Annotated in this window: 27 protein-coding genes; 6 read left to right on the top strand and 21 right to left on the bottom strand. The window is 69.3% G+C overall.

The features are described 5' to 3' along the window. Positions 1 to 136: 136 nt before the first annotated feature. Both OHN19_RS13470 and OHN19_RS13475 read right to left on the bottom strand, forming a co-directional pair. The gene (locus tag OHN19_RS13470; protein WP_123763095.1) at positions 137 to 985 is read right to left on the bottom strand and encodes a 3-hydroxyacyl-CoA dehydrogenase family protein; all 849 of its coding nucleotides are present in this window, start codon (positions 983 to 985) and stop codon (positions 137 to 139) included. A 140-nt stretch (positions 986 to 1,125) separates the two neighbouring features. After that, positions 1,126 to 1,764: a TetR/AcrR family transcriptional regulator gene (locus OHN19_RS13475; protein ID WP_330264429.1), complete on the bottom strand. Its 639-nt coding sequence runs from the start codon at positions 1,762 to 1,764 to the stop codon at positions 1,126 to 1,128. A 79-nt stretch (positions 1,765 to 1,843) separates the two neighbouring features. Between OHN19_RS13475 and OHN19_RS13480 the strand changes: the two genes are divergently transcribed. Genes OHN19_RS13480 through OHN19_RS13490 form a run of 3 tightly spaced genes read left to right on the top strand, consistent with a single transcriptional unit; the run spans position 1,844 to position 3,972 of the window. Next, positions 1,844 to 2,629 (top strand): ABC transporter ATP-binding protein, encoded by a 786-nt coding sequence (locus tag OHN19_RS13480; RefSeq protein ID WP_330264430.1) that lies wholly within the window; start codon positions 1,844 to 1,846, stop codon positions 2,627 to 2,629. Between the two features lie 7 nt (positions 2,630 to 2,636). Beyond that, positions 2,637 to 3,386 (top strand): ABC transporter permease, encoded by a 750-nt coding sequence (locus tag OHN19_RS13485; RefSeq protein ID WP_330264431.1) that lies wholly within the window; start codon positions 2,637 to 2,639, stop codon positions 3,384 to 3,386. A gap of 13 nt (positions 3,387 to 3,399) precedes the next feature. After that, positions 3,400 to 3,972 (top strand): cob(I)yrinic acid a,c-diamide adenosyltransferase, encoded by a 573-nt coding sequence (locus OHN19_RS13490; protein WP_330264432.1) that lies wholly within the window; start codon positions 3,400 to 3,402, stop codon positions 3,970 to 3,972. Here OHN19_RS13490 and OHN19_RS13495 read toward each other — a convergent pair. Beyond that, positions 3,969 to 4,499, bottom strand: coding sequence for a hypothetical protein (locus tag OHN19_RS13495; protein ID WP_330264433.1), 531 nt, complete (start codon positions 4,497 to 4,499; stop codon positions 3,969 to 3,971). The two genes, OHN19_RS13490 and OHN19_RS13495, sit on opposite strands and share 4 nt — an antisense overlap. Before the next feature lie 152 nt (positions 4,500 to 4,651). Between OHN19_RS13495 and OHN19_RS13500 the strand changes: the two genes are divergently transcribed. The 3 genes from OHN19_RS13500 (at position 4,652) to OHN19_RS13510 (ending at position 8,399) form a co-directional block, all read left to right on the top strand. Further along, positions 4,652 to 5,821, top strand: a complete 1,170-nt coding sequence (locus tag OHN19_RS13500; protein ID WP_330264434.1) for a sensor histidine kinase — start codon at positions 4,652 to 4,654, stop codon at positions 5,819 to 5,821. Beyond that, positions 5,818 to 6,459, top strand: a complete 642-nt coding sequence (locus tag OHN19_RS13505; protein ID WP_330264435.1) for a response regulator transcription factor — start codon at positions 5,818 to 5,820, stop codon at positions 6,457 to 6,459. Before OHN19_RS13500 ends, OHN19_RS13505 begins: the two co-directional genes overlap by 4 nt. A gap of 119 nt (positions 6,460 to 6,578) precedes the next feature. Beyond that, on the top strand, positions 6,579 to 8,399 hold the full coding sequence (locus OHN19_RS13510; RefSeq protein ID WP_330264436.1) for a glycoside hydrolase family 18 chitinase: 1,821 nt from the start codon (positions 6,579 to 6,581) through the stop codon (positions 8,397 to 8,399). Between the two features lie 24 nt (positions 8,400 to 8,423). Here the strand turns inward: OHN19_RS13510 and OHN19_RS13515 are convergent, their stop codons facing one another. The 18 genes from OHN19_RS13515 to OHN19_RS13600 all read right to left on the bottom strand — a co-directional run bounded on the left by OHN19_RS13515 (position 8,424) and on the right by OHN19_RS13600 (position 24,993). Continuing rightward, positions 8,424 to 8,870: a DUF2550 domain-containing protein gene (locus OHN19_RS13515; RefSeq protein ID WP_028809448.1), complete on the bottom strand. Its 447-nt coding sequence runs from the start codon at positions 8,868 to 8,870 to the stop codon at positions 8,424 to 8,426. A 142-nt stretch (positions 8,871 to 9,012) separates the two neighbouring features. Continuing rightward, positions 9,013 to 9,387 (bottom strand): F0F1 ATP synthase subunit epsilon, encoded by a 375-nt coding sequence (locus OHN19_RS13520; protein ID WP_007384727.1) that lies wholly within the window; start codon positions 9,385 to 9,387, stop codon positions 9,013 to 9,015. Between the two features lie 133 nt (positions 9,388 to 9,520). Next, positions 9,521 to 10,957 (bottom strand): F0F1 ATP synthase subunit beta, encoded by a 1,437-nt coding sequence (atpD, locus tag OHN19_RS13525; RefSeq protein WP_330264437.1) that lies wholly within the window; start codon positions 10,955 to 10,957, stop codon positions 9,521 to 9,523. Beyond that, positions 10,957 to 11,874 carry a F0F1 ATP synthase subunit gamma gene (locus OHN19_RS13530; protein ID WP_330264438.1) on the bottom strand — a complete coding sequence of 306 codons (918 nt, stop codon included), beginning with the start codon at positions 11,872 to 11,874 and terminating at the stop codon, positions 10,957 to 10,959. The genes atpD and OHN19_RS13530 overlap by 1 nt, the downstream gene beginning before the upstream one ends. Positions 11,875 to 11,895: 21 nt before the next feature. Then, positions 11,896 to 13,485, bottom strand: a complete 1,590-nt coding sequence (gene atpA, locus OHN19_RS13535) for a F0F1 ATP synthase subunit alpha (protein ID WP_125189021.1) — start codon at positions 13,483 to 13,485, stop codon at positions 11,896 to 11,898. 125 nt (positions 13,486 to 13,610) lie between these two features. Further along, positions 13,611 to 14,426 carry a F0F1 ATP synthase subunit delta gene (locus tag OHN19_RS13540; RefSeq protein WP_330264439.1) on the bottom strand — a complete coding sequence of 272 codons (816 nt, stop codon included), beginning with the start codon at positions 14,424 to 14,426 and terminating at the stop codon, positions 13,611 to 13,613. Next, a complete protein-coding gene (locus tag OHN19_RS13545) occupies positions 14,423 to 14,974 on the bottom strand; it encodes a F0F1 ATP synthase subunit B (protein WP_020136564.1) in 552 nt (183 codons plus the stop codon). Before OHN19_RS13545 ends, OHN19_RS13540 begins: the two co-directional genes overlap by 4 nt. A 42-nt stretch (positions 14,975 to 15,016) precedes the next feature. Beyond that, positions 15,017 to 15,247: an ATP synthase subunit C gene (locus OHN19_RS13550; RefSeq protein ID WP_031040683.1), complete on the bottom strand. Its 231-nt coding sequence runs from the start codon at positions 15,245 to 15,247 to the stop codon at positions 15,017 to 15,019. Between the two features lie 77 nt (positions 15,248 to 15,324). Further along, positions 15,325 to 16,164: a F0F1 ATP synthase subunit A gene (atpB, locus tag OHN19_RS13555; protein ID WP_330264440.1), complete on the bottom strand. Its 840-nt coding sequence runs from the start codon at positions 16,162 to 16,164 to the stop codon at positions 15,325 to 15,327. 210 nt (positions 16,165 to 16,374) lie between these two features. Next, the gene (locus OHN19_RS13560; protein ID WP_330264441.1) at positions 16,375 to 16,806 is read right to left on the bottom strand and encodes a hypothetical protein; all 432 of its coding nucleotides are present in this window, start codon (positions 16,804 to 16,806) and stop codon (positions 16,375 to 16,377) included. 307 nt (positions 16,807 to 17,113) lie between these two features. Further along, positions 17,114 to 18,421, bottom strand: coding sequence for an MraY family glycosyltransferase (locus OHN19_RS13565; protein WP_330264442.1), 1,308 nt, complete (start codon positions 18,419 to 18,421; stop codon positions 17,114 to 17,116). Positions 18,422 to 18,550: 129 nt separating this feature from the next. Then, positions 18,551 to 19,792 carry a serine hydroxymethyltransferase gene (glyA, locus tag OHN19_RS13570; RefSeq protein WP_330264443.1) on the bottom strand — a complete coding sequence of 414 codons (1,242 nt, stop codon included), beginning with the start codon at positions 19,790 to 19,792 and terminating at the stop codon, positions 18,551 to 18,553. A gap of 102 nt (positions 19,793 to 19,894) precedes the next feature. Next, positions 19,895 to 20,566 (bottom strand): protein-tyrosine-phosphatase, encoded by a 672-nt coding sequence (locus OHN19_RS13575; RefSeq protein WP_330264444.1) that lies wholly within the window; start codon positions 20,564 to 20,566, stop codon positions 19,895 to 19,897. After that, a complete protein-coding gene (locus tag OHN19_RS13580) occupies positions 20,563 to 21,210 on the bottom strand; it encodes an L-threonylcarbamoyladenylate synthase (RefSeq protein ID WP_062027086.1) in 648 nt (215 codons plus the stop codon). The genes OHN19_RS13575 and OHN19_RS13580 overlap by 4 nt, the downstream gene beginning before the upstream one ends. Before the next feature lie 52 nt (positions 21,211 to 21,262). Then, complete coding sequence (gene prmC / locus OHN19_RS13585) at positions 21,263 to 22,108, bottom strand: peptide chain release factor N(5)-glutamine methyltransferase (protein ID WP_123763079.1); 846 nt, start codon at positions 22,106 to 22,108, stop codon at positions 21,263 to 21,265. Between the two features lie 230 nt (positions 22,109 to 22,338). Further along, a complete protein-coding gene (gene prfA, locus OHN19_RS13590; RefSeq protein ID WP_330264445.1) occupies positions 22,339 to 23,415 on the bottom strand; it encodes a peptide chain release factor 1 in 1,077 nt (358 codons plus the stop codon). Positions 23,416 to 23,517: 102 nt separating this feature from the next. Continuing rightward, positions 23,518 to 23,736 carry a 50S ribosomal protein L31 gene (gene rpmE / locus OHN19_RS13595; RefSeq protein WP_020136574.1) on the bottom strand — a complete coding sequence of 73 codons (219 nt, stop codon included), beginning with the start codon at positions 23,734 to 23,736 and terminating at the stop codon, positions 23,518 to 23,520. A gap of 150 nt (positions 23,737 to 23,886) precedes the next feature. Beyond that, a complete protein-coding gene (locus OHN19_RS13600) occupies positions 23,887 to 24,993 on the bottom strand; it encodes an LCP family protein (protein ID WP_330264446.1) in 1,107 nt (368 codons plus the stop codon). Between the last annotated feature and the right edge of the window lie 33 nt (positions 24,994 to 25,026).

Below are 25,026 nucleotides of genomic sequence, written 5' to 3' on the forward strand. Positions count from 1 at the left end.
CCTCTGACTGCGTTGAGCGGCCAGAGGTTGCCGTCCGTAAGCGAACCGATACCGAATTCACCCTGAGGTGTGAAACCAGAGGGGCTTGTGCGGTTTCAGTGGTCGTTCAGGCAGTGCCTCGGCGACCGGGGTGGCCTCAGTAGCTGTAGAAGCCCTGCCCGCTCTTGCGTCCGATGTCACCGGCGTCCACCATCCGGCGCATCAGCTCCGGCGGGGCGAACTTCTCGTCCTGGGACTCGGTGTAGATGTTGCCGGTGGCGTGCAGCAGGATGTCGACGCCGGTCAGGTCCGCCGTCGCCAGCGGGCCCATCGCGTGGCCGAAGCCCAGCTTGCAGGCCAGGTCGATGTCCTCGGCGGTCGCGACGCCCGACTCGTAGAGCTTGGTCGCCTCGACGACGAGGGCGGAGATGAGACGGGTGGTCACGAACCCCGCCACGTCCCGGTTGACGACGATGCAGGTCTTGCCGACCGACTCGGCGAACTCCCGCGCGGTGGCGAGGGTTTCGTCGCTCGTCTTGTAGCCGCGGACCAGCTCGACGAGCTGCATCATCGGCACCGGCGAGAAGAAGTGCACGCCGACGACCCGTTCCGGGCGCTCGGTGGCCGCCGCGATCTTGGTGATCGGGATCGCGGAGGTGTTGGAGGCGAGCACGGCGTCCGGGCGCACGATCTTGTCGAGCGCGCGGAAGATCTCGTGCTTGACCTCCAGCTTCTCGAACACGGCCTCGACGACGATGTCGGCGTCGGCGGCCGCGTCCAGATCGGTGGTCGCGGTGATCCGGGCGAGGGCGGCGTCGGCGTCGTGCGCCTCCAGCTTGCCCTTGCTCACGAACTTGTCGTACGAAGCCTTGATGCCGTCGGTACCGCGCTTCAGCGCCTCGTCGGTCACGTCCCGCAGCACCACGTCCCAGCCCGCCTGGGCAGAGACCTGGGCAATGCCGGAACCCATCAAGCCGGCGCCGATGACGGCAAGCTTCCGTGCCACTGTTGCGACTCCCCTTTGAAACGCCTTACGCCCTGTTTACGTTGCCTCTGCGGCGGACACTAGCGCTCGGGAAGGGCTGTGTGACCGGTAAGTAATGCGCGTCACGTCTCATCTGACGGACATCACACCGGCAGGCGTCACTAGTGGTCTCGCACGGCGTAGTTGAGCACCTTATCGCTCAACAACTCCTCCAGGTCGTCGAGAAGCGCGAGTGTCTCTCGTGATACTTCGTCCGGTTCGCGCCCCTTGACCATCTCACGGCCGATGACCGCCATGACGGTGCTGTGGACCCAGCCGATCTGACCGGCGATCAGACCGGGCATCGGATCGTCGGCCGGGGCACCGGTCTCCTCCCGCAGCGCCGCCTCCAGGTTCGCCTCGACCTCCTGGCCGATCGCCCACAGCCGGGAACGCAGCGCGGGCGCGTCCTCGATGACCCGCATGAAGGCGGCATATCCGGACATCAGCCCGACCCTGGGGGAGACCGCCTCGACCTCCTCGCGCAGCTCGCGCAGCACCGCGGCGGCGGCCGACTCCCCCTTGCGCCGACCGCCCACCCACCGGGCGAGCCGGTCGACCACCCCGGCGGAGCGGTCGAAGAAGAGGTCCTCCTTGGCCGGGAAGTAGTTGTAGACCGTGTTGACGGAGACGTCGGCCGCATCGGCGATCTCGGCGACGGTCACGGCGTCGAAGCCCCGCTCGACGAACAGCCCGGTGGCGACGTCCGAGATGTACTGCCGGGTCTGCCGCTTCTTCCGCTCCCTGAGCCCCTCTGCCATGGCCGCATCGTAGCCGTTCTGGGCTCACTTGAATTTTGGGGTCATTGCAAAATTTCAGGTACTCTGTTTTTCTGGCTCCATGCCAGCAGTCATCAGCGCGGCCGGACTGGCCCGCACCTTCCAGACCAAGCACGGCCCCGTCGAAGCCGTCCGCGGCATCGACCTCACCGTCCACGACGGCGAGATCCTCGGCCTCCTCGGGCCGAACGGAGCCGGGAAGACCACCACCCTCCGGATGCTCACCACCCTCCTGGCCCCCACCGGCGGCTCGGCCACCGTCGCCGGGCACGACCTCGCGACCGACGCCGCGGGGGTGCGCCGGGTGTGCGGGTACGTGGCCCAGTCGGGCGGGGTGGATCCGCAGATCTCCGTGCGGGAGGAGCTGGTCACCCAGGGGCGCCTGTACCGCCTGACCAAGGACCAGGCCCGGGCCCGCGCCGCGGAGTTGGCCCGGGACCTGGACCTCACCTGCCTGCTCGACCGCAGGTGCGGCACGCTCTCCGGCGGTCAGCGCCGCCGCCTCGACATCGCGATGGCGCTCACGCACCGCCCGAAGGTGCTGTTCCTCGACGAGCCGACGACCGGGCTGGACCCCGCGAGCCGCGCCGCCCTGTGGGACCTGGTCCGCCGGCTGCGCGACGAGTACGGCACGACCGTCTTCCTGACCACGCACTACCTCGACGAGGCCGACGCCCTCTCCGACCGCCTGGTGATCGTCGATCACGGCGTGGTCGTGGCCGAGGGCACCCCGAGCGCCCTGAAGCTCCAGTACGGCGGCTCGATCGACGCCCCGCTCCAGGACACCTTCCTCGCGATCACCGGCCGCGGTCCCTCCCCGGCCGACGCCGCCCCCGTAGCCGTATAGGACAGCCATGCTTCTTCACGACACCGCGATCGTCTACGGCCGTTACCTGCGCCAGTCGCTGCGCTCCCGCTTCGCGCTGCTGTTCGGCGTGCTGATGCCGCTGCTGTACCTGGTGTTCTTCGGACCGCTGCTCACCGGTCTCCCGCTGGGCGGAAGGGGCAGTTCCTGGCAGGTCCTGGTACCGGGGCTGCTGCTCCAACTGGGTTTGTTCGGGGCGCTGTTCGCGGGCTTCATGATCATCCTGGAGAACGGCCAGGGCGTGGTGGAGCGGATGCGGGTCACCCCGGTCAGCCGGCTGGCCCTGCTGCTGGGCAGGGTGCTGCGCGAGACCACCGTCTTCGTCTTCCAGGCGGTGCTGCTGGTGCTGGCCGCTTTGGCGATGGGGCTCAGGGCGCCGCTGGCCGGGATCCTGATCGGCTTCGGGTTCGTCGCCCTGCTGACCGTCTCGCTGGCCTCCCTGTCGTACGCGCTGGCGATGAAGGTCCGCACGCCCCAGGAGTTCGGCCCGCTGGTCAACGCGGTGTCGATGCCCTCCATGCTGCTGTCCGGCCTGATGCTGCCGATGACCCTGGGCCCGGCCTGGCTGGACGTCCTCTCGCACTTCATGCCGTTCCGCTATCTGGTGGACGCCATGCGGGACGCGTATGTCGGCGCGTACACGACCGATCACATGCTGTACGGCGTCCTGGTCGCCGTCGGTTTCGCGGTGGTCGCCGTGACGGTGGGCACACGCGTGTTCCGGACGGCCGGGGCGTAACTACGCTGGCCTCATGGTCAATCTGACGCGCATCTACACCAGGACCGGCGACCGGGGCACCACCGCCCTCGGTGACATGAGCCGGGTCGCCAAGACCGATCTGCGGATCTCCGCGTACGCGGACGCCAACGAGGCGAACGCGGTGATCGGCACGGCGATCGCCCTGGGCGGCCTGGAGGAGGAGGTCGTCAAGGTCCTCACCCGCGTCCAGAACGACCTGTTCGACGTCGGGGCCGACCTGTCCACACCCGTCGTCGAGAACCCGGAGTTCCCGCCCCTGCGGGTCGAGCAGTTCTACGTCGACAAGCTGGAGGCGGACTGCGACCGCTTCAACGAGCGGCTGGAGAAGCTCCGCTCCTTCATCCTCCCCGGCGGCACCCCGGGCGCGGCCCTGCTCCACCAGGCCTGCACGGTCGTACGGCGTGCCGAGCGCTCGACGTGGGCCGCGCTGGAGGTCCACGGCGACGACATGAACCCGCTCACGGCGACCTACCTCAACCGGCTGTCCGACCTGCTGTTCATCCTGGCGCGCACGGCGAACAAGGACGTCGGGGACGTGCTGTGGGTGCCGGGCGGGGAGCGTTAGCGCTCGCGCTTGGGGAACAGCGTGTAGCTCCCGGCGATCAGCACGTTGATGCCGATCAGCCACAGCATCCGCTGCTGCCAGGCGCGCAGCGAGTCGGTCTGCCCGTCGCCCACGTACCAGACCGCGGCCTGGAGCAGGACCACGGCGACCACCGCGGCCAGGATCCAGCGGCCCGCGACCTTCCACTCGTGGACGGCGCGGGCCGTGCCGTACTTCGGCGGCTTCACCGGCGGCGGGCCGCCCGCGAACCGGTGGGCGACCCGGGCGTCCGCCCACTTGATCGTCGAATGGCCGAGGCCCACGGTGAAGCCGATGTAGACGGCTGCCAGGCCGTGCTTCCAGTCTGGCTCGGCGCCGTTCTTCAAGTCGATCGCCGTGACCGTGAACAGCACCAGCTCCAGCAGCGGCTCGCACAGCAGCAGGGCCAGCCCGGTGCGCGGCATCCGCAGCCCGTAGCGGAAGGCCAGTCCGGCCGCGAGCAGCACCCAGAAGGCCACCTCGCAGGCGATGATCAGTCCGACGACCACGACACGCTCCCTTCGCTCACCCTTCCAGGCTCACGGAGCTCCCGGTCCCTTTCGTCGTCGGCGGTGACGAGACCGCGGTACATCGAAAGATGCAGTCCAGGACCGTCCCCGGGGATCAGGCGCGGGGCGCGGACAGCGTGTTGGATGGGGTCATGGCCCTCCCCCGCCCGCACCGCTTCGACGTGTACATCGCGGTCGGCGGGCTGCTCGGCGGCCTGCTGCTGGTGGCCATCGGCCTGACCACCCGGCCGTCCTCCGACCCGATCACCCTCTTCGACGGCCCCTGGCCGGTGCTGCCGCCGCTCGTGGTGATGTCGGGCTGCGAGCTGCTGCGCCGGTCGGCCCCTCGTACGGCCCTGCTGACGGCCACGGTCGCGGTCTGCGCGGACGTCGTGACCCAGGGCAACCTGGCCACCCTCCTGATGTTCACCGACGTGATCTACGCGGCCGTGCTGTACGGCCCGCTCGCCTCGGCCCGCCGTATCCAGTGGATCACCGGGCTGCTGACGGCGGCCGGGACGCTGGTGCCGTTCGCGGTGTGGCGGGAGCCGGAGGCGCTGCTGATCGGGGTGGTCGTCGGGGTCGTGGCGTACGCGCCCGCCTCCACCGGCTGGATCGTGCGCAACCACCGGGACGCCGCCGAGGCCGCCCGGCTGCGTGCCGAACAGACCGCGCTGCTGGCCGAGATGGACCGCGCCCAGGCGGTCACCGCGGAACGGGCGCGGATGGCACGGGAGTTGCACGACATGGTCGCCAACCACCTGTCGGCGATCGCCATCCACTCCACGGCCGCCCTCTCGATCGACGAACCGGCCACCTCGCGGCAGGCCCTGTCCGTCATCCGGGAGAACAGCGTGGCGGGCCTCGCCGAGATGCGCCGGCTGATCGGCATCCTGCGCGACGCCGGCGGCGACACCGAGCCCGCCGCCGCGCCCACCCTCGACGGTCTCGCGGCCCTGGTCGACGGCGCCCGCGCCAACGGCCTGGACGTGTGTCTCGATGGCGACGACCACGGCAAGGTCCCCGCGCCGGTCGAACTCGCCGCGTACCGGATCGTCCAGGAGTCGCTGACCAACGCGCTCAAGCACGCCTGCCCCGGACGGGTGACGGTCGCCTTCGCCCGCCGGGACGGCCTCCTCGACGTGCGGGTCACCAGCCCCTACGGCCATCGGGACGGCCCCCGGGCCCCCGGCTCCGGCGCCGGGCTGACCGGGATGCGGGAGCGGGCCGCGCTGCTCGGCGGCACCTTCCGGGCCGGACCGCAGGGCGCGCTGTGGGCCGTACACGCCACGCTCCCCCTCTCGGAAGGAGAATCCGCATGATCCGCGTCCTCGTCGCCGAGGACCAGTCCGCCGTCCGCGCCGGACTCGTCCTCATCCTGCGCAGCGCCCCGGACATCGAGGTGGTCGGTGAGGCGGCGGACGGTGAGCAGGCGGTGGCGCTGGCCCGGGAGCTGCGACCCGACCTGGTGCTGATGGACGTGCAGATGCCGCGGCTGGACGGGGTGTCGGCCACCCGGAAGGTCGTCGAGGATCACCTCGCCGACGTCCTCGTGCTGACCACCTTCGACCTCGACGAGTACGTGTTCGGGGCGCTGCGGGCGGGCGCGGCCGGTTTCCTGCTGAAGAACACCGAGGCGAGGGAGCTGCTGGAAGCGGTGCGGACCGTGGCGCGCGGGGAGGGTCTGATCGCGCCCGCCGTCACCCGGCGTCTGATCGCCGAGTTCGCCGCCGGGCCCACGCGGCAGCCGACCGCCGATCCCGGCGTCCTGGACACCCTGACCCGCCGGGAACGCGAGGTGCTCTCCTGCCTGGGCGAGGGCCTGTCCAACGCGGAGATCGCGGTCCGGCTCGACATGGCGGAGGCGACGGTGAAGACGCACGTCAGCCGTCTGCTGGGGAAGCTGGAGCTGCGCAGCCGGGTACAAGCGGCCGTGCTGGCGCAGGAGTTGGGTGTCTAGTTGCACCTTGGACGAGAGTGGTCCAGACCTATTGACCCGTGGTCCAGACCTTTCTATTCTCGCGGCACCGTGGGCGTGAGGCTCAGTCACGCCCCAACTCCTCCCCAAGGAGGCGCACGATGCGCTTCAGACACAGAGCCGCGGCCGGTTTCGCGACGCTGTTGCTCCCCTTCGCCGGCCTGGTCGGTCTCGCGAGCCCCGCCCAGGCCGCGACCTCCGCCACCGCGACCTACGCCAAGACCCAGGACTGGGGCACCGGCTTCGAAGGCAAGTGGACGGTGAAGAACACCGGTACCACCAGCCTCAGTTCATGGACCGTCGAGTGGGACTTCCCCTCCGGCACCTCGGTCACCTCCGCCTGGGACGCCGACGTCACCTCCTCCGGCACCCACTGGACCGCCAAGAACAAGTCCTGGAACGGCACCCTCGCCCCCGGCGCCTCCGTCTCCTTCGGCTTCAACGGCGCCGGCGTCGGCTCCCCCGCCAACTGCAAGCTGAACGGCGGCAGTTGTGACGGCGGCACCGTCCCGGGCGACGCGGCACCGTCCGCCCCCGGCACCCCCACCGCCTCCGACATCACCAACACCTCGGTCAAGCTGGCCTGGAGCGCCGCCACCGACGACAAGGGCGTCAAGAACTACGACGTGCTGCGCGACGGCGCCAAGGTCGCGACCGTGACGACGACCTCGTACACGGACAGCGGCCTGACCGCCGGCACCGACTACTCCTACACCGTCCAGGCCCGCGACACCGCCGACCAGACCGGCCCGGTCAGCGGCGCCCGCGCGGTGCGCACCACCGGCGGCACCACGGAGCCGCCCACCGGGGACAAGGTCAAGCTCGGCTACTTCACCGAGTGGGGCGTCTACGGCCGCAACTACCACGTCAAGAACCTGGTGACCTCGGGCTCCGCCGCGAAGATCACCCACATCAACTACGCCTTCGGCAACGTCAAGAACGGTCAGTGCACCGTCGACGACACCTACGCCGCCTACGACAAGGCGTACACCGCCGACCAGTCGGTCTCCGGTACCGCCGACACCTGGGACCAGCCGCTGCGCGGCAACTTCAACCAGCTGCGCCAGCTGAAGGCCAAGTACCCGCACATCAAGGTGCTGTACTCCTTCGGCGGCTGGACCTACTCCGGCGGATTCGCGCAGGCCGCGGCCAACCCGGCCGCCTTCGCCAAGTCCTGCAAGGCCGTCGTGGAGGACCCCCGCTGGGCCGACGTCTTCGACGGCATCGACATCGACTGGGAGTACCCGAACGCCTGCGGCCTGACCTGCGACACCAGCGGGGCCGCGGCCTTCAAGAACCTGATGTCCGCGCTGCGCACCGAGTTCGGCTCGAACTACCTGGTCACCGCGGCCATCACGGCCGACGGCTCCAACGGTGGCAAGATCGACGCGGCGGACTACGGCGGTGCCTCGGCCTCGGTCGACTGGTACAACGTGATGACGTACGACTACTTCGGCGCCTTCAACGCCCAGGGCCCGACCGCCCCGCACTCACCGCTGACCTCGTACGCCGGCATCCCGCAGGCGGGCTTCAACTCCGCCGACGCGATCGCCAAGCTGAAGTCGAAGGGCGTCGCCTCGAAGAAGCTGCTGCTCGGCATCGGCTTCTACGGCCGCGGCTGGACCGGCGTCACCCAGGCCGCCCCCGGCGGCTCGGCTACCGGCGCGGCACCCGGCACCTACGAGGCGGGCATCGAGGACTACAAGGTCCTCAAGAACTCCTGCCCCGCCACCGGCACCGTCGCGGGCACGGCGTACGCCTACTGCGGCACCAACTGGTGGTCCTACGACACCCCCGCGACGATCGCCGGCAAGATGACCTGGGCCAAGAACCAGGGCCTGGGCGGCGCGTTCTTCTGGGAGTTCAGCGGCGACACGAGCAACGGTGAGCTGGTGAGCGCCATCAACAGCGGACTGTCGTAAGCGAGTCTGAGCTCTCAGAAGCTCTCAGGCGACATTGACGCGCTGACCGGGCGGGGCTGCCTCCAGCCACGCGAGGAAACCGGTCAGCGCGTCTTCGCTCATGGCGAGCTCGAGACGCGTGCCCCTGTGCACACAGGTCAGGATGACGGCGTCGGAGAGCAGCGCCAGCTCCTCCTCGCCCTCGGGGAGCCGGCGGCCCGCCACCTCGATCGCGGCACGTTCCAGGACGCGGCGCGGGCGGTAGGCGTAGGAGAAGACGCGGTACCACTCGACCCGGTCGCCGTTGTAGCGGGCGACGCCGTAGCTCCAGCCTTTGCCGCTGGTGTCGGTCTTCTCCGGGACGTCCCAGCGCAGCGAACAGTCGAAGGTGCCGCCGGAGCGCTGGATGAGCCTGCGGCGCAGGCCGAAGACGAACAGCCCCAGCACCACCAGGGCCACGACGATTCCGCACACAGTCAGAGCGAGGACCATCGACACCGACCTCCTCGTCTCCTAGGTACCTTCGATAGGTAACGGAACGGAAAAAACATCCAGATCTGCCTCAGCCGCGACCGGCTCCGGATCGCTCCGGTGCCGGCCGCGGCTGAGTGACGTCATACGGCTCCGCGCTGGTTCAGCGCGCCGTCGCCGCGCGCAGTCGTACGTCCGCGCGACGCTCGGCGGCGGCGTCGCCCTCCGCCTTCGCGCGCTCCAGCTCCCGCTCCGCGCGCTGGACGTCGATCTCGTCCGACAGCTCGGCGATCTCGGCCAGCAGCGACAGCTTGTTGTCGGCGAACGAGATGAAACCGCCGTGCACCGCGGCGACGACCGTTCCGCCGTCACTCGTGCGGATGGTCACGGGGCCCGACTCCAGCACACCGAGCAGCGGCTGGTGACCGGGCATGACGCCGATGTCGCCGGACGTGGTGCGCGCGACGACCAGGGTGGCCTCGCCGGACCAGACCTCTCGGTCGGCCGCGACCAGCGCGACGTGCAGCTCAGCAGCCAAGGTGGCTCCTCGGGTCACCACCCGGCGGGTCTGCCGGGTGTTGGTTACAAGTCTAGTGGGCGTGAAAGAGGGGGCGGGACGTGCCCCGCCCCCTCAGGTGTGAACCACAGGGTTCACGGTGAACTCAGGGAGTTCAGGAGACGCCCAGCTCCTTGGCGTTGGCCTTGAGGTCCTCCAGGCCACCGCACATGAAGAACGCCTGCTCCGGGAAGTGGTCGAACTCGCCGTCGCAGATCGCGTTGAACGCGGCGATCGACTCGTCCAGCGGCACGTCCGAACCGTCGACGCCGGTGAACTGCTTGGCGACGTGGGTGTTCTGGGACAGGAAGCGCTCGACGCGGCGGGCACGCTGGACGACCAGCTTGTCCTCCTCGCTGAGCTCGTCGATGCCGAGGATCGCGATGATGTCCTGGAGGTCCTTGTACTTCTGAAGGATTCCCTTGACGCGCATCGCGGTCTCGTAGTGGTCCTGCGCGATGTAGCGCGGGTCCAGGATCCGGGACGTGGAGTCCAGCGGGTCCACGGCCGGGTAGATGCCCTTCTCGGAGATCGGACGGGACAGAACCGTCGTCGCGTCGAGGTGGGCGAAGGTGGTGGCCGGGGCCGGGTCGGTCAGGTCGTCCGCGGGGACATAGATCGCCTGCATCGAGGTGATCGAGTGACCACGGGTCGAGGTGATGCGCTCCTGGAGGAGACCCATCTCGTCGGCCAGGTTCGGCTGGTAGCCCACCGCGGAGGGCATACGGCCGAGCAGGGTCGACACCTCGGAACCGGCCTGGGTGAAGCGGAAGATGTTGTCGATGAAGAACAGCACGTCCTGCTTCTGCACATCGCGGAAGTACTCCGCCATGGTCAGACCGGCCAGGGCCACGCGCAGACGGGTGCCCGGGGGCTCGTCCATCTGGCCGAAGACCAGCGCGGTCTTGTCGATGACGCCGGAGTCCGACATCTCCTCGATGAGGTCGTTGCCCTCACGGGTGCGCTCACCGACACCGGCGAACACGGAGACACCGTCGTGGTTGTTGGCGACGCGGTAGATCATCTCCTGGATGAGCACCGTCTTGCCGACGCCGGCACCACCGAACAGGCCGATCTTTCCACCCTTGACGTACGGGGTGAGAAGGTCGATGACCTTGACGCCGGTCTCGAACATCTCCGTCTTCGACTCGAGCTCGTCGAAGTTCGGGGCCTTGCGGTGGATGGACCAGCGCTCGCCGTCGTACTGCTCCTCGACGTTCAGCACCTCACCGAGGGTGTTGAACACCTTGCCCTTGGTGAAGTCGCCGACCGGGACGGTGATGCCCGTGCCGGTGTCGGTGACGGCGGCCTGGCGGACCAGACCGTCGGTGGGCTGCATCGAGATGGTGCGGACCAGGCCGTCACCCAGGTGCTGGGCGACCTCCAGGGTCAGCGTCTTCAGCTCGCCCTCGTTCGCCGGGTCGGCGACCTCGACGTGCAGGGCGTTGTAGATCTCCGGCATCGCGTCGACGGGGAACTCCACGTCGACGACCGGGCCGATGACCCGGGCGACGCGGCCCGTGGCCGTCGCGGTCTCAACAGTGGTGGTCATTAGCGGTCACTCCCCGCGGTCGCGTCGGCCAGGGCTGCGGAGCCACCGACGATCTCGCTGATTTCCTGGGTGATTTCGGCCTGGCGGGCCGCGTTGGCAAGTCGGGAGAGCGTGGTGATGAGCTCTCCCGCGTTGTCGGTCGCCGACTTCATCGCGCGCCGCGTGGCGGCGTGCTTGGACGCGGCCGACTGGAGGAGCGCGTTGTAGATACGGCTCTCCACGTAGCGCGGCAGCAGGGCGTCGAGGACGTCCTCCGCCGAGGGCTCGAAGTCGTACAGCGGGAGGATCTCGCCCTTGGGCGCGGCCTCCTTGGCGACCTCTTCGAGGCTGAGCGGCAGCAGACGGTCGTCGAGCGCCGTCTGCGTCATCATCGAGACGAACTCGGTGAAGACGATGTGGAGTTCGTCCACGCCGCCCTCGGCCGTGTCCTTCTCGATGGCCTCGATCAGCGGGGCCGCGACCTTCTTGGCGTCCGCGTACGTGGGCTCGTCGGTGAAGCCCGACCACGACTCCGAGATCTTGCGCTCACGGAAGTTGTAGTGGGCGACACCCCGGCGGCCGACGACGTAGATGTCGACCTCCTGGCCCTCGCGCTCCAGCCGCTCGGTGAGCCGCTCCGCCTGCTTGATGGCGTTGGAGTTGAAGGCGCCCGCGAGACCGCGGTCGCTCGTCAGGAGCAGCACCGCGGACCGCGTGACCGTGTCGGCCGTCGTGGTCAGCGGGTGCTTCGTGTTCGAGCCGGTACCGACCGCCGTCACCGCGCGCGTCAGTTCCTGCGCGTACGGCGCCGAGGCCGCCACCTTGCGCTGCGCCTTGATGACGCGCGAGGCGGCGATCATCTCCATCGCCTTGGTGATCTTCTTGGTCGCGGTGACGGATCGGATGCGACGCTTGTAGACCCGGAGCTGGGCTCCCATGAGTCAGGTCCCTTCCTTACGTCACTTGGCCGCGGCCGGGGCGTCCTCGCCGAGAAGCTTGCCGTCCGAGGTCTCGAACTGCTTCTTGAAGTCGGCGATCGCGTCGGCAACAGCGGTGAGGGTGTCGTCCGACATCTTGCCGCCCTCCTTGATGGAGGTCATGAGGCCCTGCTCCTTGCGGTGCAGGTACTCGAGCAGCTCCTTCTCGAAGCGGCGGATGTCGTTGACCGGGACGTCGTCCATCTTGCCGGTGGTGCCGGCCCAGACGGAGACGACCTGGTCCTCGGTCGCCATCGGCTGGTACTGCGCCTGCTTCAGCAGCTCGACCATGCGCTGGCCGCGCTCCAGCTGCGCCTTCGACGCGGCGTCCAGGTCGGAACCGAAGGCGGCGAACGCCTCCAGCTCACGGAACTGGGCGAGGTCCACGCGGAGACGACCGGAGACCTGCTTCATCGCCTTGTGCTGCGCGGAACCACCGACTCGGGAGACGGAGATACCGACGTTCAGCGCGGGGCGCTGACCGGCGTTGAAGAGGTCCGACTCCAGGAAGCACTGGCCGTCGGTGATGGAGATGACGTTGGTCGGGATGAACGCCGAGACGTCGTTGGCCTTGGTCTCGACGATCGGCAGACCGGTCATCGAGCCGGCGCCCATCTCGTCGGAGAGCTTCGCGCAGCGCTCCAGCAGACGGGAGTGCAGGTAGAAGACGTCACCCGGGTAGGCCTCGCGCCCCGGCGGGCGGCGCAGCAGCAGGGACACGGCGCGGTAGGCGTCGGCCTGCTTCGAGAGGTCGTCGAAGATGATGAGGACGTGCTTGCCCTCGTACATCCACTGCTGGCCGATGGCCGAACCGGTGTACGGCGCCAGGTACTTGAAGCCGGCCGGGTCGGACGCCGGGGCGGCGACGATGGTCGTGTACTCCAGCGCGCCGGCCTCTTCGAGGGCGCCACGCACGGAGGCGATGGTCGAGCCCTTCTGGCCGATGGCGACGTAGACGCAGCGGACCTGCTTCTTCGGGTCGCCGGAGCGCCAGTTGTCACGCTGGTTGATGATCGTGTCGACGGCCAGGGCGGTCTTGCCGGTCTGACGGTCACCGATGATCAGCTGACGCTGGCCACGGCCGATCGGGGTCATCGCGTCGACGGCCTTGTAGCCGGTCTCCATCGGCTCGTGCACCGACTTACGGGCCATGACGCCCGGAGCCTGCAGCTCGAGGGCACGACGGCCGCTGGTCTCGATCTCGCCGAGGCCGTCGATCGGGTTGCCGAGCGGGTCGACGACACGGCCGAGGTAGCCCTCGCCGACGGCCACGGAGAGGACCTCACCGGTACGGGAGACCGGCTGACCCTCCTCGATGCCGCTGAACTCACCGAGGACGATGGCGCCGATCTCGCGCTCTTCCAGGTTGAGCGCGAGGCCGAGGGTGCCGTCCTCGAACTTCAGCAGTTCGTTGGCCATGGCCGAGGGCAGACCCTCGACCTTCGCGATGCCGTCGCCGGCAAGGGTGACCGTACCGACCTCCTCGCGCGAGGCCGCGTCCGGCTTGTACGACTGGACGAAGTTCTCCAGCGCGTCCCGGATCTCCTCCGGCCGGATCGTGAGCTCCGCCATCTGGGTTCCCTGCTCTCCTTGTTGGGCCCGAAGTTTCACTTTGGGGGTCTGGGGGCGACCCCCAGGATTCTTCATGTACGGCCCAACCAGGGCCGTCGTCCGTACGTACTGCTATGAAGTTGCTGCTAGCCCGCCACGCGGCGGCCGGCGTCCTCGATGCGGTCCGCGATCGAGCCGTTGATGACCTCGTCACCGACCTGCACCCGGATCCCGCCGAGGACCTCGGGGTCCACGTCGAGGTTGAGGTGCATCTGGCGGCCGTAGAGCTTGGCCAGGGCACCGCTCAGACGCTGCTTCTGCCGGTCGCTCAGCGGAACCGCCGAGGTGACGACGGCCACCATGCGGTCCCGGCGCTCGGCGGCGAGCTTGGACAGGGACTCCAGTCCCGACTCCAGGCTACGTCCCCGGGGCGCGGCCACAAGGCGCGTCACCAGACGCTCGGTCGTCGCGTCGGCACGGCCGCCGAGGAGGCTGCCGAGCAGCTCGCGCTTGGCCGAGGCCGTCGCGGAGCGGTTGGTCAGCGCGGCGCGCAGCTCGGTGCTCGAGGTGACGATCCGGCCGAACCGGAACAGCTCGTCCTCGACGCTGTCGAGCTTGCCCCGCTGCTGCGCGGCGGTGAGGTCGGCGATGCTCGCCAGCACCTCCAGCGCGTCCACCAGGTCGCGCGACTGCGACCAGCGGGAGCGCACCATGCCGGCGACGAGGTCCGCGGCGGGGCCGCCGACCTGCGTACCGATCAGACGCTGGGCCAGTTCGGCCTTGGCCTCGCCGGCCTGCGCCGGGTCGGTCAGGACCCGACGCAGCGACACCTCGCGGTCGAGCAGCGCGGTGACGGCGGCCAGCTCGTCGGCGAGCGAGCCGGCGTCCACGGACGTGTTGTCCGTCAGCGCGTCGAGACGCTCGCGTGCGGCTGCCAGGGCCTCGCGGCTCGCTCCGTTCATCGCGCGGCCTCGGCCTTCTCCTCGAGGTCGTCGAGGAAGCGGTCGATCACGCGGCTCTGCCGGGCGTGGTCCTCGAGGGACTCGCCGACGAGCTTGCCGGCCAGGTCGGTGGCGAGCTTGCCGACGTCCTGGCGCAGCGCGGACGCGGCGGCCTTGCGGTCGGCCTCGATCTGCGCGTGCCCGGCGGCGACGATCTCCTCGCGCTGCCGCTGGCCTTCCGCGCGCATCTCGGCGATGAGCGTGGCGCCCTGCTCCTGAGCCTCCTGGCGCAGGCGCGCGGCCTCGTGGCGGGCCTCGGCGAGCTGTGCCTTGTACTGCTCAAGGACGCTCTGGGCCTCGGTCTGCGCGGCCTCGGCCTTCTCGATACCGCCCTCGATGGCCTCGCGACGCTCTTCCAGAACCTTGTTGATGGTCGGGAGGAGCTTCTTGGCGAGGAAGCCGAAGACGATGACGAAGGCGATCAGGCCGATGACGAGCTCCGGCCACGGCGGAATGAGGGGATTCTCCTTCTCCGCCTCGGCCGCCAGCTGAACCAGTGCGTGGTTCACATCAGTGCCTTTCGTCGAATGGGGCTGTCGTCGTGGTTCGTCTTAGTAGACGAACGGCATGACGAGGCCGATGAGGGCCAGCGCCTCACAGAACGCGAAGCCGAGGATCTGGTTACCGCGGATGAGGCCGGCCGCCTCGGGCTGGCGGGCGAGGGCCTGGGTGCCGTTGCCGAAGATGATGCCGACGCCGACGCCCGGGCCGATCGCGGCGAGGCCGTAACCGATGGAGCCGAGGTTGCCTTCGACCGCAGCGAGGGTCTGGAGAGCGGACATGCCGGTTCTTCCTTCTCTTTCAGTGACCGGTGGGGGTTGGCCACCGGATGTCTCTGGGGGTGTGGCGGGGGCGGTGCTCAGTGGTGCTCGGCGAGCGCGCCCTGGATGTAGGTGCAGGTCAGGAGGACGAAGACGTACGCCTGGACCGCCTGGATGAAGAGCTCGAAGGCCGTCATCACGATGACCATCACGAACGAGACGCCGGAGTAGGCGATGCCGATGCCGTTCAGCATGTACCAGCTGGCGATCGTGAAGAGCAGCAGCAGGGTGTGGCCGGCGAACATGTTCGCGAAGAGTCGCACCGCGTGCGTGAACGGACGGACGAGCAGGTTCGAGAAGAACTCGATGACCATGGCGAGCGGGAGCACCGCGCCGAGCGACTTGTCGTAGCCCGTCACGTTCTTGAAGAAGCCGACGAAGCCGTGCCGCTTGAAGGTCAGCGAGACCCAGGTGATGTAGACGATCGCGGCCAGGACCGCCGGGTAGGCGATGATCGACGTCACCGGGAAGGAGGCGACCGGGATGATCGACCACAGGTTCAGCATCCAGATGAAGAAGAACAGCGAGACGGCGAGCGGTACGTACTTCTCGCCCTCCTTCTTGCCGATCGTCTCGTAGACGACACCGCGGCGGACGAAGTCGTAGCCGGCCTCGGCGATCATCTGGAGCTTGCCGGGGACCATCTTCGGGCGGGCGAACGCGGCCCAGAAGAAGCCCACGATGATGACCGAGCCGAGCAGGGCCAGCAGCATCGGCTTGTTGAAGTAGAGGCCGTTGCCGTCGGCGTCGCCCCAGAGGGGCTCGAACATGAACGAGTGCAGGCCCGGAGCCGGGAAGCCACACCCGTCGAACAGGTGACAGCTCGTGTCGAAAGCGAGCGTCTGCGTCGGGTCAGCACTCACCGCGGGCTCCTTCATCGTGGCGCATAGGTACGGCAACCTCGTTGTGTCGGCGCGGCGGTAGGCCGCGGTTCGGCACGGGACTGGTGTAACGGATGTGGGGGCGGCCGGGGGGCATCGAGCCTCGCGTTCGAGCAGGCGTCAGCTCGGATGCCCGCGCCCGCGATGCCGCAGTTGGCACCGGACGATAGCAGGGTCTCTCGGTCGCATTTATCCCGGCCCTACCTCTCACGACGAGTGCCCGGTTTTTTCGGACTTGGTGTCCGAATCGGGTTCGACGTAGAGGATCTTGGACTTCATGTGGGCGCGTGTCTGGGCGGCGATCCAGGTCAGGGTGCCGACGACGAGCGTGAGAGCGAAAGCCTTGGGGTGGAACAGCGTGGTGTTCTTGAACGCGGCCAGGAAGACGAACAGCAGCAGGATCTGAGCCGCGTAGAGCATCAGGCCCATCGCCTGGAAGAGGTGCGGAAGCGATTTGGCAGTGCGCTGCAGGACGTAGAGGCCGATTCCCATGAAGAGGATGACGACCAGCGTCGCCACACCCGCCCCGATCGCGCCCTTGCCACCGGCGACCACACCACTGACGACGGCGGCGACAGCGCCGACGGCAGCCGTGGGCACGGCGGCCTGAGCCAGGATCCGGACGTCATTGGACGGCATGGCGGCAACTCCGCTTTCAAAGGGGGGGTGTGTCGTCATGGACGAGCGTAGTCCCGGGCTGAGAGTGACCCTCACGCCAAGGGACCGTCGCACTACGGCCCTTCGGCTCCGTCCCGGGTTCTCGTGAACCGTATCACAAACTATTTGATGCGGTCTTTACCTAGATGGTGTGCCAGCTGTCACACATGAGAGTGAAGACGCGCGTTCGTGCAGAAACACGGCCGAGTTGTCTGGTATAAGGGCGGTTTGTCGCCTCGCCGAACTCCCACGCGTTGGCAATGCTTTAGTCAGATTCTTACCTTGGCCGTCAGCGCGACGTCTCGGCCTTACGCCTCTCCGGCACCCGCGAACGGGCCCCCAGAGCGGTCGCGCCGTTGACACCCGCCACCCCCACGGCGACCGGGGTGCGCTGCTCCACCTCCACGGGCTCGGCGACCACGGGACGCCTGCGGCGGCGGTAGCGCGGCGGCACGAAGGCCTGGGCCCACATCGGGGCGCGCGGGGTGAAGCGCGGCAGGAGCAGCAGGACGAGCCCGATCGCGCTGAGGAACACCACACCGAGCACGATCCACATGGACGCGGAGTTCACCGAGTAGGCGAGCGAGCCGAACGCGATCAGCGCCGACCAGAAGTACATGATCCACACCGCCCGGCTGTGCGAGTGCCCGATCTCCAGGAGCCGGTGGTGCAGATGGCCGCGGTCGGCGGCGAACGGCGACTGACCGCGCCAGGTGCGGCGCACGATCGCCGAGATCAGGTCGGCGGCCGGTACCGCGATGATCGTCAGCGGCAGCAGCAGCGGGATGTAGACGGGGACCGTCTGGTGCACGGCCGCCTTCTCGGACCCGGCGAACAGCTTCAGGGCGTCCGGGTCGATCTGCCCGGTGATGGAGATCGCGCCGGCGGCGAGCACCAGGCCGATGAGCATCGAGCCGGAGTCGCCCATGAAGATCCGCGCCGGGTGCATGTTGTGCGGCAGGAAGCCCAGGCACATGCCCATGAGGATCGCCGAGAACAGCGTGGCCGGGGCGGCCGCCTCGATGCCGTACGAGTACCAGATCCGGTAGGCGTACAGGAAGAACGCCGCCGCCGCGATGCACACCATGCCGGCCGCGAGGCCGTCGAGGCCGTCGACGAAGTTCACCGCGTTGATGGTGATGACGACCAACGCGACCGTCAGCAGGGTGCCCTGCCACTGCGTCAGCGCGACCGAGCCCACGCTGGGGATGGGCAGCCACAGGATCGTCAGACCCTGCATGACCATCACGCCGGCGGCGATCATCTGGCCGCCGAGCTTGATGAGCGCGTCGATCTCGAACTTGTCGTCCAGGACGCCGATCAGCCAGATCAGGGCGGCACCGGAGAGCAGCGCGCGCGGCTCGTTGGACTTGGTGAAGACCTCGCTGAGGTTGGTCAGGTGGTCGGCGACCAGCAGTCCCGCGCACAGTCCGAAGAACATGGCGATACCGCCGAGTCGCGGAGTCGGTTCCCGGTGCACGTCACGGGCCCTGATCTCCGGCATCGCTCCGGCCACGATCGCGAACTTCCGTACCGGCCCTGTCAGCAGATACGTCACCGCGGCCGTGATGCAGAGCGTCAGCAGGTATTCACGCACGGGCTTCCCCACAGGTCTCGCTGGCCATCTCAGCACCACACCCTAGCGACGGACGCATATGGTTGTGGACTTCCGGGTAGCGACGATGGTTGCACGTGTGGCTGTGCACGCAGGTGCGAATACCCCCGCTCAGCCGGGATACGGCGGAAATCCGTCGACCAGGTCCCGGACTTCTTCACGTGCCGAGGCGCTGTCGGTACCCCCGCGCACCACCCCTGCGAGCAGGGCGGCGATCCTCTGCATCTCCTTCTCGCCCATGCCCTGGGTGGTGACGGCGGCGGTCCCCAGACGCAGTCCGCGGGTGTCGGCGTGAGGTAGCGCACAGCAGTCGAGCACCAGGCCCGCGGCCGCGAGGCGTCCCCTGGCGGTGCGGCCGTCGACGCCGAGGGGTGCCGGGTCGGCCGTCACGAGGTGGGTGTCGGTCCCGCCGGTGGTGACGACGAACCCCTCCCCCGCGAGGCCGGCCGCCAGCACGCGCGCGTTGGCCACCACCTGATGGGTGTACGCGGCGAACGCCGGTGTCGCCGCCTCGCCGAACGCGACCGCCTTCGCGGCGATGGTGTGCATCTGCGCGCCGCCCTGTGTGAACGGGAAGACGGCCCGGTCCACCCGCTCGGCCAGCTCGCTCCCGCACAGGATCATCCCGCCGCGGGGACCGCGCAGCACCTTGTGGGTGGTGGCGCAGACGATGTCGGCGTACGGCACCGGACTGGGCGCCGCTCCCCCGGCGACGAGCCCGATGGGGTGGGCGGCGTCGGCGATGAGATAGGCGCCCACCTCGTCGGCGACCTCGCGGAAGAAGGCGTAGTCGAGGTGGCGGGGGTAGGCGATGGAGCCGCACACGATGGCCTTGGGCCGGTGGCTCAGGGCGAGGGCGCGCACCTGCTCGTGGTCGATGATCCCGGTCTCCGCGTCGACGCCGTAGGGGACGAAGTCGAACCAGCGGCCCGAGAAGTTGGCGGGCGAGCCGTGGGTGAGGTGGCCGCCGTAGGGCAGGCCGAGGGCGAGGACGGTGTCGCCGGGGCGCAGCAGGGCCGCGTAGGCGGCGAGGACCGCCGAAGAGCCGGAGTGGGCCTGCACGTTGGCGTGTTCGGCGCCGAACAGGGACGTGGCCCGGTCGACGGCGAGGCGTTCGGCGACGTCGACGATCTCGCAGCCGCCGTGGTGCCGGGCGCCGGGGTAGCCCTCGGCGTACTTGTTGGCGAGCGGGGAGCCGAGCGCGGCCAGTACCGCGGGCGAGCAGAAGTTCTCGGCCGCGATCAACTGCAAGGTCGAGGACTGCCGGTCGAGCTCCCCGAGCAGGATCTCGGCCAGCTCGGGGTCCTGCCGCGCGAGGACGTCGGCGGTCTGGGGCGCATGGGTGACCGACATGGTGGGCTCCGGGGCGTCGACGATGACGTACACCCAATGTAGGCCGGGGTGGTCGGGGACGCCCCGTTGTTGCACCCGTGCGGGCCTGTGCTCCCCCGGCACCTAGGTGCGGGCGGGCACCCCCGTCAGCGCCGTCACCACCGGGTCCAGCGCCTCGTGTATCTCGTCGCCGATGGAGCGGAAGAAGGTCAGGGGGGCGCCGTACGGGTCGAAGACCTCGTCGGCCTCGGCGGTGGGGGCCAGGAGCCACCCGCGTAGAGCCGCCGCGGCGCGGACCAGGGCCCGTGCGCGGACGACCAGGCCGTCCTCCAGGGGCGGCAGGGTCGCCGGGTCTATCGCCTTCACCAGGCGGGTGAACTCCTTCAGGGTGAAGGTGCGCAGGCCCGCCGAGTGGCCCATGGAGATGACCTGCTGGCGGTGGTCGCGGGTGGCGGTCAGGACCAGGTCGGCCATGATGACGTGCTCGTCGAGGAGCTCACGCCCGGTGAAGCCGGAGGCATCCGCGCCGAAGTCGGCGAGCACCGCCTCCGCGTTGGCCTCCATGGGCGCGCCCTCGTGCCCCCAGGTCCCCGCGCTCTCCACGACGAGTCCGCCCCACAGCGGGTCGCCGAGCCGGTCCGCCAGGGCATGCCGGGTCAGCCGCTCGGTGATCGGCGAGCGGCACACGTTGCCGGTGCTGACGTGGAGGATGCGGAAGCTGTCCCGCGGGAGCCCCGTGAAGGTCCGCGTCTCTTCCCCGTCCCATATGCCACGCCCCGCGTCAGGGGCCGTCAATTCGCCACCTCGAGGTCGGGTACGACCTTCCTGAGCTCGTCCGCGGAGATCGCGCCCGCGCGCAGCAGCAGCGGCACCTCGCGGGTGACGTCGACGATCGAGGAGGGGACGTTGCCGGGGGTCGGGCCGCCGTCGAGGTAGACGGAGACCGAGTCGCCGAGCATGTCCTGGGCGGCGTCACAGGTCTCCGGGGACGGGTGGCCGGTCAGGTTCGCGGAGGAGACCGCCATGGGGCCGACCTCGGTCAGCAGTTCGATGGCGACCGGGTGCAGGGGCATGCGCACGGCGACCGTGCCCCGGGTGTCGCCCAGGTCCCACTGGAGGGACGGCTGGTGCTTGGCGACGAGGGTGAGCGCGCCCGGCCAGAAGGCGTCGACCAGCTCCCAGGCCAGCTCGGAGAAGTCGGTGACGAGACCGTGCAGGGTGTTCGGGGAGCCGATCAGCACGGGGGTGGGCATGTTGCGGCCCCGGCCCTTGGCCTCCAGGAGGTCGGAGACGGCCTCGGAGGAGAACGCGTCGGCGCCGATGCCGTACACCGTGTCGGTCGGGAGGACCACGAGCTCGCCACGGCGGACGGCGGACGCGGCTTCGCGCAGACCGGTCGTGCGGTCGGTCGCGTCGTTGGTGTCGTATCGCCGTGCCATATCTAGCGGGCCTCCTCGTACACGTACTGCTCTGAAGTCATCGGGAAGTGGCTCACGGCATCGCCTTGCGGGCCGTCGCGAACCGGGGGCGGTTGTTGAGGTCGGGATGGTCGGCCGCGTCGGCCCAGCCCCGCTCCTCGGTGAAGATCCACGGCACCTGGCCGCCCTGGGTGTCGGCGTGCTCGATGACGACGACACCGCCGGGGCGCAGCAGCCGGTGCGCGGTGCGCTCCAGGCCACGGATGAGGTCGAGGCCGTCCTCGCCGGAGAACAGGGCGAGTTCGGGGTCGTAGTCCCGCGCCTCGGGGGCGACGTACTCCCACTCGGTGAGCGGGATGTAGGGCGGGTTGGAGATGACCAGGTCGACATGGCCGTCGAGGTCCGGGAAGGCGTCCAGGGCGTTGCCCTGACGCAGGTCGACCCGGGACCCCTCGACGTTCTTACGGGTCCACTGGAGGGCTTCCTCGGACAGCTCCACGGCGTGCACGCGGGAGCGCGGGACCTCCTGGGCGAGCGCCAGCGCGATCGCGCCGGAGCCGGTGCACAGGTCGACGATGCACGGCTCGACGACGTCCATCGCGCGCACGGCGTCTATGGCCCACCCGACCACGGACTCGGTCTCGGGCCGGGGCACGAACACCCCGGGGCCCACCTGGAGTTCGAGGTAGCGGAAGTAGGCGAGGCCGGTGATGTGCTGGAGCGGCTCGCGCTGCTCACGGCGCGCGATGGTCTCCCAGTAGCGGGCGTCGAAGTCCGCGTCCTTCACGGAGTGCAGCTCGCCCCGCTTCACGCCGTGCACGAACGCGGCGAGCTCCTCCGCGTCGTTGCGCGGCGAGGGCACGCCGGCGTCGGCCAGCCGCTGGGTGGCCTGGGCCACCTCTGCGAGCAGCAGGTTCACGCAAGTCCTCCGTGTCGTACTCGGTCGTGCGTACGTACCTTAAGGCGGTGCCTCCCGGGTCGGACCGGGATCACGGGCCCTGGTGCACACGGCTGCCGCGTCGTCGTCGGTCACCGACGCTCCGCCGTGCGGCCGCACCCACCTGACCCCGTCGGGCTCAGCTAACCAGGCACCGCGTCCTTCCTCCGGCCCAACACCGCCCACGCCCCCTTGCTCGGCCTGACGCGGTCCTACGCGGCCGCCAGCTTCGCCGCCGAGTCCGCGTCGACGCAGGCCTGGATCACCGCGTCGAGGTCGCCGTCCAGGACCTGGTCCAGGTTGTACGACTTGAAGCCGACGCGGTGGTCCGAGATGCGGTTCTCCGGGAAGTTGTACGTGCGGATCTTCTCGGAGCGGTCGACGGTGCGGACCTGGCTGCGCCGGGCGTCGGCGGCATTGCGCTCCGCCTCCTCCTGCGCCGCCGCGAGCAGCCTGGAGCGCAGGATACGCAAGGCCTGCTCCTTGTTCTGCAGCTGGCTCTTCTCGTTCTGGCAGGAGGCGACGACCCCGGTGGGGATGTGCGTGATGCGCACGGCGGAGTCGGTGGTGTTGACGGACTGCCCGCCGGGCCCGGAGGAGCGGTAGACGTCGATGCGGAGGTCGTTGGGGTTGATCTCGACGTCGACCTCCTCTGCCTCGGGGGTCACGAGGACACCGGCCGCGCTCGTGTGGATACGGCCCTGGGACTCGGTCGCCGGCACCCGCTGGACGCGGTGCACCCCGCCCTCGTACTTGAGGCGGGCCCACACGCCCTGGCCGGGCTCGGTCGCCCCCTGGCCGCCCTTGGTCTTCACGGCGACCTGGACGTCCTTGTAGCCGCCCAGCTCGGACTCGGTGGAGTCGATGATCTCGGTCTTCCAGCCGACGCGCTCGGCGTAGCGCAGGTACATGCGCAGCAGGTCGCCCGCGAACAGCGCGGACTCGTCACCGCCGGCACCGGCCTTGATCTCGAGGATGACGTCCTTGTCGTCGGACGGGTCCCGGGGCACGAGCAGCAGCCGCAGCTTCTCGGTCAGCTCCTCGCGGGTGCGCTCCAGCTCCTTGACCTCGGCCGCGAAGTCCGGGTCGTCGACGGCGAGTTCCTTCGCCGTCTCGATGTCGTCGCCGGTCTGCTTCCAGGAGCGGTACGTGGCGACGATCGGGGTGAGCTCGGCGTAGCGCTTGTTCAGCTTGCGCGCGTTGGCCTGGTCGGAGTGGACCGACGGGTCGGCGAGCTTCTTCTCCAGGTCGGCGTGCTCACCGAGGAGTTCCTCGACGGCCTCGAACATCTCTGGCTCCTGTACTGCGGATGAAAGGGGAAGGCGTGCGACCAAAAACGCCGGTCCCGGCGCACTCCGAGGAGTGCGGCGTGGACCGGCGCTGGTGGCTCGCTACTTCTTGGCAGCAGCCTTGCCGAAGCGGGCCTCGAAGCGGGCCACACGGCCACCGGTGTCGAGGATCTTCTGCTTGCCCGTGTAGAACGGGTGGCACTCGGAGCAGACCTCGGCACGGATGGTGCCGCTGGTGATCGTGCTACGGGTGGTGAACGACGCGCCACAGGTGCAGCTGACCTGCGTCTCGACGTACTCGGGGTGGGTGTCGCGCTTCAAGGTGTCTCCTAGTTTCGGGAGGGCACCGGGTCGCCACCGCGGGATGCGGGAGCGTGAACCGGGGCCGACGTACCAGTCTGCCAGCACTGGCCGCATCCCCCAAAACGAGGGGTGGCCACGAACTATTCCCAGCCGACCGCGAGCGGTCCTCTACGACGTCACGACACCCTTGGCCTGGCCCGTCGCGTTGCCTTCCGTGGCCGACCTCGGGACCGTCCGGTCGTTCTCCAGGGCCGTCCAGATCTGCTTGGCCTTGGCCTTCTGGACGAGCACGCGGTTCGGGTTGGCCGGGTCGTACTGGACGGGCATGGTGACCATGGTCATGTGCGCCGGGCCGATGCCCTTGAGGCCGCTCGCGAAGGAGACCAGGGAGTTGACCGAGCCGAGGTCGGAGTCGGTGGTGACGGCCTTGGTGGCGGTGTCGGCGAGGTCGTACAGCTTCTTGGGGTTGGTCAGCAGGCCGACCTCCTTGACCTGCTTGACGAGGGCCTTGATGAAGGCCTGCTGGAGCTGGATGCGGCCGAGGTCGGAGCCGTCGCCGACGCCGTGCCGGGTGCGGACCAGGCCGAGGGCCTGGGCGCCGGTGAGCTCGTGCGTGCCGGCCTTGAGGTCCAGGTGGCTGTCGGGGTCCTTGATGGCCTTGGTCGTGGTGACCGTGACCCCGCCGAGTTCGTCGACCAGCTTCTCGAAGCCGCTGAAGTCGACCTCCAGGTAGTGGTCCATGCGGATGCCGGTCATGGACTCGACCGTCTTCACCGCGCAGGGCGCGCCGCCGGTGGTGTAGGCGGAGTTGAACATGACGCCCCTGGCCGCGTCGTGCTCCTTGCCGTCGGTGTCGGTGCACTCGGGGCGGTCGATCAGGGTGTCGCGCGGTATGGAGACCACGGTGGCCTTCTTGTGGCCCTTGTAGACGTGCACGATCATCGCGGTGTCGGAGCGGGCGCTGCCGTCGTCGGTGCCGCCGCCGAGCTTCCGGTTGGAGCCGGAGCGGGTGTCCGAGCCGAGGACGAGGATGTTCTCGGAGCCGTTGTCGACCTTCGTGGGCCGGGCGCTGCCGAGGACCTGGTCGATGTCGACGCTCTTGATGTTGCCGTTGAGCTTGAAGTACAGGTAGCCGGCCCCGGTACCGCCCAGCACGACGATCCCCGCGGCGACCCAGGCCGTGATCAGCAGGCCCTTGTGTTTCTTGCCGCGGGGTTTGCGGCGACGTCCCTTGCCGCCCGGCTTCCCGGGTGTCGGCGTGCTCTCGGCTGACATGCGCTCCTCGAATCTCGTCCGGTCGGTTACCCC

Origin of the sequence: Streptomyces griseorubiginosus, from assembly GCF_036345115.1 — a bacterium.
Classification (GTDB): Bacteria; Actinomycetota; Actinomycetes; order Streptomycetales; family Streptomycetaceae; genus Streptomyces; species Streptomyces griseorubiginosus_C.